11 protein-coding genes are annotated in these 12,027 nt (G+C 73.9%); 4 read left to right on the top strand and 7 right to left on the bottom strand.

Annotated elements, in window-relative coordinates:
• From AC3ET4_RS25260 to AC3ET4_RS25270, 3 genes are all read right to left on the bottom strand, one after another.
• Positions 1 to 1,344 (bottom strand): diacylglycerol/lipid kinase family protein, encoded by a 1,344-nt coding sequence (locus AC3ET4_RS25260; RefSeq protein WP_431953216.1) that lies wholly within the window; start codon positions 1,342 to 1,344, stop codon positions 1 to 3.
• 131 nt (positions 1,345 to 1,475) lie between these two features.
• Positions 1,476 to 1,979 carry a GNAT family N-acetyltransferase gene (locus AC3ET4_RS25265; protein ID WP_431953218.1) on the bottom strand — a complete coding sequence of 168 codons (504 nt, stop codon included), beginning with the start codon at positions 1,977 to 1,979 and terminating at the stop codon, positions 1,476 to 1,478.
• Between the two features lie 158 nt (positions 1,980 to 2,137).
• Complete coding sequence (locus AC3ET4_RS25270; protein WP_431953220.1) at positions 2,138 to 3,460, bottom strand: glycoside hydrolase family 3 N-terminal domain-containing protein; 1,323 nt, start codon at positions 3,458 to 3,460, stop codon at positions 2,138 to 2,140.
• Positions 3,461 to 3,525: 65 nt separating this feature from the next.
• Here AC3ET4_RS25270 and AC3ET4_RS25275 point away from each other — a divergent pair, with 65 nt between their 5' ends.
• A complete protein-coding gene (locus AC3ET4_RS25275) occupies positions 3,526 to 4,014 on the top strand; it encodes a TIGR00725 family protein (protein ID WP_431953222.1) in 489 nt (162 codons plus the stop codon).
• Positions 4,015 to 4,049: 35 nt separating this feature from the next.
• Here AC3ET4_RS25275 and AC3ET4_RS25280 read toward each other — a convergent pair whose 3' ends face one another.
• Complete coding sequence (locus AC3ET4_RS25280) at positions 4,050 to 5,483, bottom strand: aldehyde dehydrogenase (protein ID WP_431953224.1); 1,434 nt, start codon at positions 5,481 to 5,483, stop codon at positions 4,050 to 4,052.
• Between the two features lie 166 nt (positions 5,484 to 5,649).
• On the opposite strand from AC3ET4_RS25280, the gene AC3ET4_RS25285 reads away from it, so the two are divergent.
• Together AC3ET4_RS25285 and AC3ET4_RS25290 are read left to right on the top strand one after the other, a co-directional pair.
• Positions 5,650 to 6,573 (top strand): helix-turn-helix transcriptional regulator, encoded by a 924-nt coding sequence (locus AC3ET4_RS25285; RefSeq protein ID WP_431953226.1) that lies wholly within the window; start codon positions 5,650 to 5,652, stop codon positions 6,571 to 6,573.
• Positions 6,574 to 6,879: 306 nt separating this feature from the next.
• Positions 6,880 to 7,881 (top strand): helix-turn-helix domain-containing protein, encoded by a 1,002-nt coding sequence (locus tag AC3ET4_RS25290; RefSeq protein ID WP_431953228.1) that lies wholly within the window; start codon positions 6,880 to 6,882, stop codon positions 7,879 to 7,881.
• A gap of 104 nt (positions 7,882 to 7,985) precedes the next feature.
• Here the strand turns inward: AC3ET4_RS25290 and AC3ET4_RS25295 are convergent, their stop codons facing one another.
• From AC3ET4_RS25295 to AC3ET4_RS25305, 3 genes are all read right to left on the bottom strand, one after another.
• The gene (locus AC3ET4_RS25295; protein ID WP_431953230.1) at positions 7,986 to 8,879 is read right to left on the bottom strand and encodes a nitroreductase family protein; all 894 of its coding nucleotides are present in this window, start codon (positions 8,877 to 8,879) and stop codon (positions 7,986 to 7,988) included.
• 159 nt (positions 8,880 to 9,038) lie between these two features.
• On the bottom strand, positions 9,039 to 9,500 hold the full coding sequence (locus AC3ET4_RS25300; protein ID WP_431953232.1) for a Crp/Fnr family transcriptional regulator: 462 nt from the start codon (positions 9,498 to 9,500) through the stop codon (positions 9,039 to 9,041).
• Between the two features lie 536 nt (positions 9,501 to 10,036).
• Entirely contained in the window at positions 10,037 to 10,723 is a 687-nt protein-coding gene (locus tag AC3ET4_RS25305) for a TetR family transcriptional regulator (protein WP_431953236.1), read from the bottom strand.
• Positions 10,724 to 10,844: 121 nt separating this feature from the next.
• Between AC3ET4_RS25305 and AC3ET4_RS25310 the strand changes: the two genes are divergently transcribed.
• Entirely contained in the window at positions 10,845 to 11,996 is a 1,152-nt protein-coding gene (locus AC3ET4_RS25310; RefSeq protein WP_431953234.1) for an acyl-CoA dehydrogenase family protein, read from the top strand.
• Positions 11,997 to 12,027: the final 31 nt, after the last annotated feature.

Raw genomic sequence — 12,027 nt, forward strand, 5'->3', positions numbered from 1 at the left:
TCAGGGGGTGGGGCGGCCGGCCGCCGTGCGGCCCATGGCCAGCGCGAGCTTGCGCAGCCGCCGCCAGTCCGTGCGCACACCCGTCGCCGGTACCCCGGGCCGGAGGCGGGGCACCCGGACCCGCAGCGCGCCGGGGCTGATGCGGCAGCGCACGGGGGTGGGCAGCACGAGGGCCTCGCCGTCCACACCCGCCTCGATCTCCGCCGCGTCGGCCGTGGTCACCACCTCCCGCGCCGTGGCCACGGTGAGCCCGGAGGCGACGCGGGGGCCCATCAGCAGCGTCGCGGCCTGGGCCGCGTTGTCGACGCTGACGCCGAGCACCCCCAGCAGGCCGGTGTCGAGACGGTCGCGGCGGCCGAGCCCGGCCGGATCGTCGGTCCGGTAGGGGTTGTTGCTCACCAGCACGGCCTGCGGCTCCTCGATGACGACCTCACCCGCCCTCGCCGTCAGCCGCGGACCGACGCGGTGGGTGAGCAGGTCGGGCAGGAGTTCCAGGATGGTGCCGACCTTGTCGTCCCGGTACGCGGGACTCTGCACGACGGCCGCGTAGGCGCCGAACGACACGTTGTTGACGAAGGGCCGGTCGCCCACATAGCCGAGGTCCACCCGCAGCTCCACGCCGTCCCTGAGCGCGTCCAGGCAGGCCGCCGGATTCGCGCGGTCCAGTCCCAGGTCCATGGCGAAGTGGTTGCGCGTGCCCGCGCAGATCACCAGGAACGGCAGACCCCGCTCCGCGGCCACACCGGCCACCAACGCCTGTGTGCCGTCACCGCCGGCCACCCCGAGCAGGTCCGCGCCCTCGTCCGCGGCCCGCCGGGCCAGTTCCGCCACGTCCTGTGGGTGGTCCGGGTCCAGCAGGACGACCCGGGCGCCCAGCGCCTCCGCCTTCTCCTTCAGCCCGAACGCGCCGACCTTGCCACCACCGGAGCGCGGGTTCATGATCAGGAAGGGCCGACGCGGCCGGGCGGCGATCCGCTCCCGCACCCGTGCCTCGTGGGCGCGGGTGGCACGCACCGCTTTGCGCCCCGCGACGACGGCGAGCGCCCACAGCGCGAGCGAGACGACCACGACCCAGAGCAGATTCGCCCGGTCGTAGTAGGCGAGGACGGCCAGCGGGGCCAGCACGGTCAGCACCACGGCCAGCGCCCGCGCCACACCACGGCGGGTCAGCACCCACCACGTCCCCGCCGCCGTCACCGCGGTGCCGCCGAGCGCGGCCGCCACCAGCACGATGCTGCGCAGACCCGCCACCGCGACCGGCAGCGCCACCGCCGCCCCCGCAGCGGCCAGGGCCAGACGGGCCAGCCAGCGCTGCGCGACATGCCTCCCGGAGAGGTGCTCCATGGGTCGACAGTGTCACCGCACGTCCCCGGTCCGCCATCCCTCGCGTGCCCCCGGGTGGCGTTCCGGACACGGGTGGTCCGCGGCGCATGGGTGACGGCACAGTCCGGCGCAGCCGGCCCACGCGGCGGCGGTCAGACTCGGGCAGCGCCGTCGCGGGCGAGATCCTTGCCGTACCAGATCTCCATGTAGGGCCCCGTGCAGTACGCGGGGATCTCGCGGTAGCCGTGGCGGACGTACACAGAGCGGGCCTCGACGAGGTCGAGGCGGGTGTTGAGGACCATCCGGGACGCGCCGAGCAGGCGCGCCTCGCTCTCCAGCAGCTCCAGCAGGAGGCCGGCGCCCTTCGTGCCGCGGAAGGCGGGACGCAGGTAGACGCGGGTGAGTTCGGCGCGCTCGGCATCCAGCATCAGCAGGCCGCCGCAAGCGGCGGCCTCACCGTCGAAGCGGCCCACGACGAACTGTCCCGTGGGCGGGGTGAGCAGCTCCGCGCCGTCGCCGGCCAGGCCCCGGTCGATCTCCTCGGTGGTCGCGGGCCGCATCCAGTAGCGGCCGGCGACCTCGGCGTAGTAGTCCCGGCGCAGGCCGGTCGCGTCCGTCGTGTCGAAGTCTTCGGGGGCCAGTTGCCACGAGGTCATGCGACCTTCATAGCCCGGACGTGCCGCGCCGCCAACCGGTTTCGGGCGGTGGGGACCCCGTGGCACGCTTCGGGACCAGGTCTCCGCGAGACGTCCCAGACACCCGGCAGATGGAGCGCCGCTTGTGCGTCTCGCGGAGAGCGGTGAGGCCGCCGCCGTCAGCTCGGGCAGCGCAGCACCCCCGCCGCCTGCTTGGCGGTGAGCACGCGCCGCACGCTGTTCGCGACCATCGTCCGCACCTTCGGATCCTGGCGCATGGCGGTGCGGATGCCCTCGGCCATCGTGGGGATGCCCTTGGGGGAGACGGTGAGGGTGAGGTCGCCGCCGGCGCGGAGGAAGGACAGGGCGCGCCGGCTGAGCGGCGTGGACTGGGCGGAGGCGGCCTTGCCGAGGTCGTCGGAGATGATGACGCCCTTGAAGCCCAGGTCGTGACGGAGTGTCTGGTCGACGATCAGCGACGAGAACACGGCCTTGTGCTGGGGGTCGATGCGCTGGTACGTCGCCAGCGACACCATCACCAGTCCCGCGCCCGCGGAGATCCCCGCGCGGAAGGGCTCGATGTTGCTGCCCGTGCGGGTCAGCGTCGTGTCCGTCACCGATGCGGTCGTGTCCGTGTTGCCCTTGACGCTGCCGAGACCCGGGAAGTGCTTGGGCGTGGTCAGCACCCCGGCCGCCTTCGCGCCCTGGACGAACGCCGTGACGTGCGGGGACACCACGCCGGCGGTCGAGCCGAACTGGCGGCCGTAGCGGCCGATGGGGGCGTTGGCGGTGCCGATCGAGGCGGGGACGATGTCGGCGACGGGGGCCAGGTCGACGTTGACGCCGGCCTTCTTCAACTCGTTCGCCCAGCCCTGCGCGCGCGAGCGGAGGGTGGCCGTGGACCACGTGCCCTGCGTCTTCCCGCTCGGGATGGTGGAGAAGCCGGGGCCTTGGAGGACCTGCACCTGGCCGCCCTCCTGGTCCGTGGAGACCAGCAGGCCGACCCGCTGCCCCGCCGCCGTCTGCCCCAGCGACTTCTGCAGCCCGTCCACCAGGCTGCGGGTCTTCGTCACCCCGGCCGTGCTGCGGCCCGCGAGGAAGACCGACCCGACGGCGTACGACCGCATCGCGTCCAGGTCCGCCTCGGGCGGTGTGGGCAGTTGGGCCGCGCCCATGAAGAGCTGGCCGACGCGCTGCGTGTCGTTCATCGCCCCGAGGACCCGGTCCACGCAGGACCCCTTCGGGGTGGCGGTGGTCGCCGTGCGCTCGGTGGCCGTGGTCTCCGGGCGCTCGGTGGCGGTGGGCTCCGTGCTCTTGGTGGGGGCCGTCTCCGTGCGCCCGCCGGGGGTGGGCTGCGCGCGCCCGGTGGCGGCCGTCTCCGTGCGCCCACCGGTAGCCGTGGACTCCGGGGCGGACGGCGCGCCCTGGCAGGCGGCGAGGGTCATCGTCGCGGCCAGCAGGCCGAGGAACACGCGTCGGGGGGTGAGGGCGTACGAGATCACCCCTGCAGCGAATATCCTGATTGTCCTATCTGTCAATCGGGGCGGACCCGACCGGGGGAGAGCCCATGACGAGCCGTTATGTCGCCGTGGTGGGGCCCGCCGCGGCCACCGCGCGGGAGCGTGAGATCGCCCGCGGGCTCGGCGGACTCATCGCCCGGCGTGGCGCCGTCGTCGTCTGCGGCGGGCTCGGCGGCGTCATGGGCGCCGCGTCCGAGGGAGCCCGCGCGTGCGGCGGGACCACCGTGGGGCTTCTGCCCGGCCGGGACCGCCGGGCGGCCGACCCGTCCCTGACGGTGGCGATCGCCACCGGCCTCGGCGAGCTCCGCAACGGCCTCGTCGTCGCCGCCGCAGACGCCGTGGTGGCGGTCGGCGGCAGCTGGGGCACGCTGAGCGAGGTGGCGCTCGCCCTGCGCACCGGCAAGCCGGTCGTCGTGGTCGGCGGCTGGGACGTTCAGGGGCCCCCGGCCGGGGAGACGTTTCTGCGGGCGGCCTCCGCGGAGGAGGCCGTCGATGCTGTCGAGGCGGCGCTGGCGGAGTCCTCCCCCGGCGGCTGAGCAAGGCGCCCGGCCGCCGGGGGAGGACGCGCGGGTCAGATCGTGATGCTCTTCAGCTCGGTGTAGTGGGCCAGCCCCGCGGTGCCGAACTCGCGGCCGATCCCGCTCGCCTTGAACCCGCCGAAGGGGGCCGCCATGTTGGGTGCGGCGCCGTTGATGTTGAAGGTGCCGGTGCGGACCCGCCGGGCGATCTCCAGGCCGCGCTCCCGGTCAGCCGTCCACACCCCGCCGCCCAGACCGTACGGGGAGTCGTTGGCGATGCGGACGGCCTCGTCCTCGTCGTCGAAGGGGATGACGACCAGCACCGGCCCGAAGATCTCCTCGCGGGCGATCCGCATCGTGTTGTCGACGTCGGCGAAGACGGTGGGACGTACATAGTGCCCGCCCTCCAGGCCCTCCGGGACCCCGGGGCCGCCCGTCACCAGCCGAGCGCCCTCCCGCACGCCGAGCTCGATGTAGGAGCGGACCCGCTCGGCCTGGTCGGCGCGGACCATCGGGCCGAGGAAGGTGGCCGGGTCCGCGGGGTCGCCCACCGTGAGGCTGTCGGCGAGCGCGGCCACCGCCGCGACGACCTCCTCGTACCTGCTGCGAGGGGCCAGGATGCGGGTCTGCGCGACGCACGCCTCGGAGTTGTTGCCGAAGGAGTCGTACTTCAGGCCCGCCACGACCTTGTCCAGGTCGGCGTCCTCCAGGACGATTGCCGCGGACTTGCCGCCGAGCTCCAGGGTGACCCGCTTGAAGGTCTCCGCCGCGGCGCCCGCGATGGCCCGGCCCGCCGTGGTGGAGCCGGTGAAGGCGATCTTGTCGACCCCGGGGTGCGCGACCAGGTGGGCGCCGGCCTCGCGGCCGCCGGGCAGGATGCTGACCACCCCGTCGGGGAAGCCGGCCTCGGCGAAGAGCTCCCCGAGCAGCAGACCGTCCAGCGCGGTCTCGGGGGACGGCTTGAGCACCACCGTGCATCCGGCCAGCAGTGCCGGGACCAGCTTGGCCAGCGCGGACTGGTGCGGGGCGTTCCACGGGATCACCGCCGCCACCACGCCCACCGGCTCGCGGCGCACGACGGTCTGGCCGCCACCGGCGGCCGGACGGCGCTGCTCCCAGGCGAGCTCGCCCGCGGCCCGCAGATAGCTCTGGGTCTGCTCGGACACGGCCGGCTGCAGCGCCGAGGTGAACCAGTGCGGGGAGCCGTTCTCGGCGGTGATCAGCGCGGCTATCTCGGCGGCCCGGGCCAGGTGCAGCTTGTCGAATTGGGCCACGACCCGCATCCGCTCCTCGGGGCTCATGCGGGGCCACGGGCCCTCGTCGAAGGCGGCGCGGGCGGCGGCCACGGCCCGGTCGACGTCCGCCGGGCCGGCCTGGGCGGCGCGGCCCACCAGCGAGCCGTCGTGGGGGGAGCGGACCTCGATCAGGTCCGTTGTGGTGGGAGCGGTCCAGTGGCCGCCGATGAAGAGCCGGTCGTACGTGATCATCAGGATTCCTCTGTCGTTCACGGAGGGGTCGGGGCCGGTACCGTGCGTACCGGCCCCCGGTGACGGCTCCACGTTCCGCCCGGGGCCACAGGGCCGGCCAGGGACGGAGTGTCCCTGGGACTGCCCGTACCAGGCACGCGCCGCGTCCGGTGCCGAGAATGGGGGCATGCCTTCCACCGATCGCCCACTCCGCCCCGACAACGCGCTCGGGGACTTCCTGCGCGCCCGGCGGGGCGCGGTCGACGTCGGACGCCTCGGCCTGCCGGACGACGGCCGCCACCGCCGTGTCCCCGGGCTGCGCCGCGAGGAACTCGCCGAGCGCGCCCACGTCAGCGTCGACTACGTGGTGCGCCTGGAGCAGGGCCGCACCCGCCGGGTGTCCCAGGGCGTCCTGGAAGCGCTCGCCGACGCCCTGGAGCTGGCCCCTGACGAGCGGGCGTACCTCTTCACCATCGCCGACGTCACCCAGCCGAAGGCCTCCCGCCCGGCCCCGGCGCAACGGGTGGTGCCGCAGATCCAGCAACTGCTGGACGGCATGCGCGACGTCCCGGCGCTGGTGCTGGGCCGCCGGCAGGACGTGCTGGCGTGGAACGCCCCCGCCGCGGCGCTCCTGACCGACTTCGGCGCCCTCCCGCCCGAGCACCGCAACGTCATCCGGCTGACCTTCCTCGACCCCGGTTACCGCGCGCTGTACGGGGACGACTGGGCGGGTATCGCCCGCGAGTGCGTGGCCTTCCTGCGCATGGAGGCGGGCCGCTACCCCCAGGACCCGGCCCTCGCCGCCCTCGTGGGCGAACTCAGCGTCAAGGACGCGGACTTCCGCGCCTGGTGGGGCAGTCACCGGGTAAGCGGGGCCCGGCCCCGCAGCAAGACCTACCAGCACCCCCTGGCCGGGCCCCTCACCCTGGACGTCCAGCAGTTCACCGTCGAGGGCCAGACCGGCCAGTCCCTGATCACCTACACCGCTCGCCCCGGCACCCCTTCGGCGGACGCCCTGCGCTTCCTCCTGCAGTGGTCGGCGTTCGGCGCGCCCGACCGGGACGCGGTGCGGGCCCGCGCGGCGCGCGACGCGGAGCGGCGGGACCGTTGACGGGGCCCGCGCTCGCGCGCGGCGCGAGGGCGCGGCGGGGAAGCCGGCCGCCCCGTCCCGGCCCCGAGCGTCCGGCAGACGGTGGACCGTGCGTATCCGCACAGCGGCGCACGGGACTCCGCAGGGCGGTGACGGTGGGGCGCCACCGTCGACACCGCGGCGGGTGCGGGGGCCGCGGGCCCCGGCACCCGCCGCGCCCTTGCCTGAAACATCCCCCGGGTATAGTCCAGCCCTCAGCGATAGGTGCGGTTTGCGGCCACCCGTGGCCCTGCCGTGCAGACAGTCCCGTAACCGGAGGAACGCGGCATGCTCGAGGCTGCTGGCCTCACCGCGGTCGAGGAGACCGTCTACCGGCTCCTGGTCACCACCGCGACGGCCTCGGCAGAGGAGGTCGCCGCGCAGACGGACCTGCCCCCGGGCCAGACGGAGGGCGTCCTCGCCTCACTCGCCGCCAAGGGACTGGCCAGCCCCACCGACAGCCTCCCCCGGCAGTACGCCGCCACCCCGCCCGATGTGGCCCTGCTGCCGCGGCTGCAACGCCAGGCCGATGCCCTCGACAAGGCCCGGACCGCGGTCACCGACCTGCTGGACAGCTACCGCAGCACCGTGCGCCGCCAGGACGCGGGCCAGCTCATCGAGGTCATCACCGGCAGCGAGGCGCTGCGCCAGCACCTGCGGCAGATGCAGGAGAACGCGCGCCACGAGATGCTCTGGTTCTGCAAGGCGCAGTACGTCGCCATGCCCTCGGGGAGCAATCGTGCCGAGTACGACGCCCTCGCCCGCGGCGTGCGCTACCGCGTCCTGTACGAGCAGGCGTTCTTCGACGACGACGGGGCCATCGACAACGTGGTGGAGGGCGTCAGGGCCGGGGAGATCGCCCGCTCCGTCCCCCATCTGCCGCTGCGGCTCGCGGTCGCCGACCGCTCCATCGCCATCTGCCCCCTGGTGCCCGGCGGCCCGCACGGCAGCCCGAACGAACCGACCGCGGCGCTGCTGCGCGACAGCAGCCTCCTCGAGGCGCTGACCGCGCTGTTCGAACGTTACTGGGAGGACGCGGTGCCGCTGCACGTCAGCGCGTCCGGCGCGATGAGCGGCACCGACGGCGCGGACGACTCCGACCCGCTGAGCGAGACCGACCGCCGGCTGCTGTCCCTGCTCGTCGCGGGCGTGGCGGACAAGGCCATAGCCAGTCAGATGGGCCTGAGCCGGCGCACCGTCCAGCGCCACATCCAGCACATGATGACCCTCGCCGGCGCCGCCACCCGCATGCAGCTCGCCTGGCAGGCCGCTCGCCGCGGCTGGCTCTGAGGGGGCCGGGGAGGGCGCGCACACCGGGGATTTGGGCGCGCGGGATCCGCCCGCGCCGTCCCCTTCTGAGCGGGCATCACGAAGGGCGGGCGACGGCGGTACGGTCAGCCCCGCTCCGCGGCCTCCCCGACCGGCACCCGCGGGGCCCGGCGCCCCGTCGCAGGGGTGCCGAACCGGATGAGCATCTGCACCAGACCCGGGCCGCAGTCCATGGTGCGCAACGCCGCCCGCAGGTCCGGCCACTCCATCGCCTCGTGCAGCAGCGTCGCCTGGACGGTGTGCGCGGTCGCCAGAAGCACCACGCGTCCTATGGCCTGGCCGGCCCGCAGCCAGTCCGCGCACGTGTCGCCGGGGGTGCACAGCACCGCCACCAGGGGCCGGCGCTCGGGATCGAGGAGCCAGGCGGAGGCGGCCGCCCCGGAGTTCTCGTGGACCCGGCCCCCGGCGCCGACGAAGCGCCCGCCCGTCCCGCAGCGCTGCTCCGCCTCGGCCGCCAGCCGCAGCAGCCGCGGCGTCTCCTCGGCCCGCGGCAGCACCAGGGACGCGCCCTCGGCGTGGGCGGCGTCGATCAACTCCAGCACGACCGCTCCGGTCGGGCAGTACGCGAAGGCGGAAGCGAGGCAGCCGCGGCGGCGCCAGACCGCGTCGTACAAATCGCGGTACGGGCCGCCGCCGTCGTCGCGCGGGCCGGTCGGCCGCACCTCGGCGAGCAGATCCGGGTCGCCGGGCACGGGCAGCAGCCGCACCTTCGGCTCCCACCCGAAGTGGGCCAGGGCGACCCGGAGGTTGAACACGGCGGCGCCGACGGACACGTGCAGCACGCGGGCCGCGGCCTCCGACTCCGGCACCCCGGGCTCGGGGACCGCGCGCACCTGGAACGTGGCGGTGTCCGGATCGAGGCGGTACCGCCAGGGGCGGCTGCCGCGGAAGGAGGGCGCCGCGACGGCGGCGGAGATCAGTCTCTCCACGGTCGCCCCGTTGAGTGGGGTGGGTTCCACGGTGCGCTCCCTCCGGCCGGCGCGTCCTTTCAGCCTGCACGCCGCGGTCCCCCGCGAGCAGGGCCGACCGGCCCTACCGCGTGGGCCGCCGGGGCACGGCCGGCTGATCCTCGGCACGGGTCATCGCCCCGCGCCCAGGGCCGGAGCCACCACGAACGGTCAGCGCACCGTGCTGCCGCTGCCCTGGGGACCGTACAGATCGAGCAACCGGGTGCGGGCCCCCTGCAGTCGGTGCGCCACTATCTGAGCGACCCGCCGGGCCACCGCGCGCCCGAACACCACGTCGGCCTCGCACAGAGCCCGCACCACCGTGGCGTCGAACTCGTCGACTCGCACAGGGGTCTGCGTCACCGCGCCCAAATGCCACGTGTACGGCGGGAAGAGCCATGACCAGCCGAGCAGGTCCCCCGGACCCAGGGTCTCCACCACGGCGGGTTGCCGGCCGGGCACGTGCAGGTCGAGCGCGACCGAGCCGGCCCGGATGATCCAGAAGCGGTCCGCCCTGTGCCCCTCCTCGAAGATCCTGGTCCGGGCCGGGAAGGACACGTCGCGCGCGAGTTCCCGCAGCCGGCCGCGGGTCTCCGGTGGCAGTGCGTCGAGCAGGCCCGTCGTGGTCGTCATCGCCGTCCTCCCTCGGATGCGGTACGCCCTCACCCCCAGAGTCCTCCGCCGTCCCGGGCACGAGGAGGGGCCGACCGGCCCCACCGCGGGCCCCGGCGTCCATACCCTGCCGTGCCCGCGCGGAGGAGGGCGCAGACGGGGCGGAGGGGGCCCGGGGAGCAGGGGACGGGGCGCACCGGTGTGAGCGGGCCCCACGGCGCCACCGCGAGGAGCACCCTGAGGGAGGCCGCCGCGGCACCGCGCCGCGGCCGCCGACGAGGGGGGATGCTCATGAGAACGCGGAAGCGCCAGGAAGCGGCGGGGAACGCGGACGCCCTCGCGCCCGAGGAGGTCTCGGAGTCCGAACGCCTGCGCCAAGGAGCCCGCCCCGCCTTCCCGTCCGCAGCCCGCCGCTGGGCGTCCGTAAGGCGCGAGACGAACCCGCACCCGGGCACCGGCCCCCGCACACCGGCACAGCGATCCAGCCCGCGATGACACTCCCATGGCACTGAGTGCGCTTCCAGAAGGTGCTGAGTACCCTCGCGCCCCGGGGGTCCCTACGCGGGGGACTCCTCGTCCGCCAGGCCCGCCTCGATCTCCCGGACGACCCGCCACATGGGCGTCCGCCTCCTGGTGATCACGATCACCACGTCGTCCTCCGCCTCCTGGGTGTCCTGCCGGGCGCTGCCGTCCCCGTTCCAGGCGGCGCGCACGAACCGCAGCGCGTGCTCCACTGCCGCGCCGGCGTCGCCCTCCGCCCCGGAGCGCAGCCAGGTGCGCAGGCCGTTGTTGTGGGCGGCGACCACGGCAGCCGCGATCACGTCGGCCCGGAGCTTGCCGTCGGGCCGGTCCGCGTAGCGGGCCCCGAGGTACTCCGCGAGCGCGCGCTCGTACCGCCAGACGACCGACAGCTCGTAAGCCCGCAGCCCGGGCACCTGTTTGGTGAGTCGGTAGCGCTGCACGGAGAACGTGGGGTTCTCGGCGTACATGCCGAGCACCAGGCGCGCCGCGTCGCAGACCCGGGTCACCGGGTCGTCCGTGTCGGCGCTGGCCTCCAGAAAGCGCGTCATGTCGGCGAGCGCGCGTTCGTGGTCGGGGAAGACCACGTCTTCCTTGGAGGGGAAGTAGCGGAAGAACGACCGGCGCCCGACACCGGCGAGGGCGACGATGTCGTCGATCGTCGTCGCCTCGTAGCCGCGCTCCAGGAAGAGCTGGAAGGCGGCGGCGACGAGGGCGTCCCGCATCGGTGGCTTTGTGGTCATGGACGCGAACCTAACACCCCGAGACCATGGATCACTGACACTGAGTGTGCAAAACTGAGGGTACTCGATGCCATGACGTGTGACGCGGACTGGAGTAACGGACGTGAGTGACGATTTCGACCTCTTCCGGACATCGGAGGAGCACGACATGCTCCGGGACGCGGTGCGCTCCCTGGCCGAGGCGAAGATCGCCCCGTATGCGGCGGAGGTCGACGAACTCGGCCGCTTCCCGCAGGAGGCTCGGGACGCGCTGGAGGCGAACGACCTGCACGCCGTCCACGTGCCGGAGGCGTTCGGCGGCGCCGGCGCCGACGCGCTGTCCACCGTGATCGTGATCGAGGAGGTGGCGCGGGTGTGCGCCTCGTCCTCGCTGATCCCCGCTGTGAACAAACTGGGGTCGCTGCCGGTCCAGCTGTCCGGCTCCGAGGAGCTGAAGACGAAGTACCTGGGCGCGCTGGCCCGGGGCGAGGGCATGTTCTCGTACTGCCTGTCGGAGCCGGACGCCGGCTCGGACGCCGCGGGCATGAAGACCCGCGCGGTGCGCGACGGGGACTTCTGGGTGCTCAACGGCGGCAAGCGGTGGATCACCAACGCCGGTGTGAGCGAGTTCTACACCGTCATGGCCGTGACCGACCCGGACAAGCGTTCCAAGGGCATATCGGCGTTCGTCGTGGAGAAGGGCGACGAGGGCGTCTCCTTCGGCGCCCCGGAGAAGAAGCTGGGCATCAAGGGGTCGCCCACCCGAGAGGTGTACCTCGACCATGTGCGCGTCCCCGCCGACCGGATGATCGGCGCCGAGGGCACGGGCTTCGCCACGGCGATGCGCACCCTGGACCACACCCGTGTGACGATCGCGGCGCAGGCGATCGGCATCGCCCAGGGCGCACTCGACTACGCCAAGGGATATGTGAAGGAACGCAAGCAGTTCGGCAAGGCGATCGCCGAGTTCCAGGGCATCCAGTTCATGCTGGCGGACATGGCGATGAAGCTGGAGGCTGCACGGCAGCTGACCTACGCGGCGGCGGCGAAGTCGGAGCGCTCGGACGCGGACCTGACGTTCTTCGGCGCGGCGGCCAAGTGCTACGCCTCGGACGCGGCCATGGAGATCACCACGGACGCGGTGCAGCTGCTGGGCGGATACGGGTACACGCGCGACTACCCGGTGGAGCGCATGATGCGCGACGCGAAGATCACCCAGATCTACGAGGGCACCAACCAGGTCCAGCGCATCGTCATGGCCCGCAACCTGCCGTAATCAGCAAACCGAGAGTGTGGAGGGACATCAA

The organism is Actinacidiphila sp. bgisy167 (assembly GCF_057707665.1).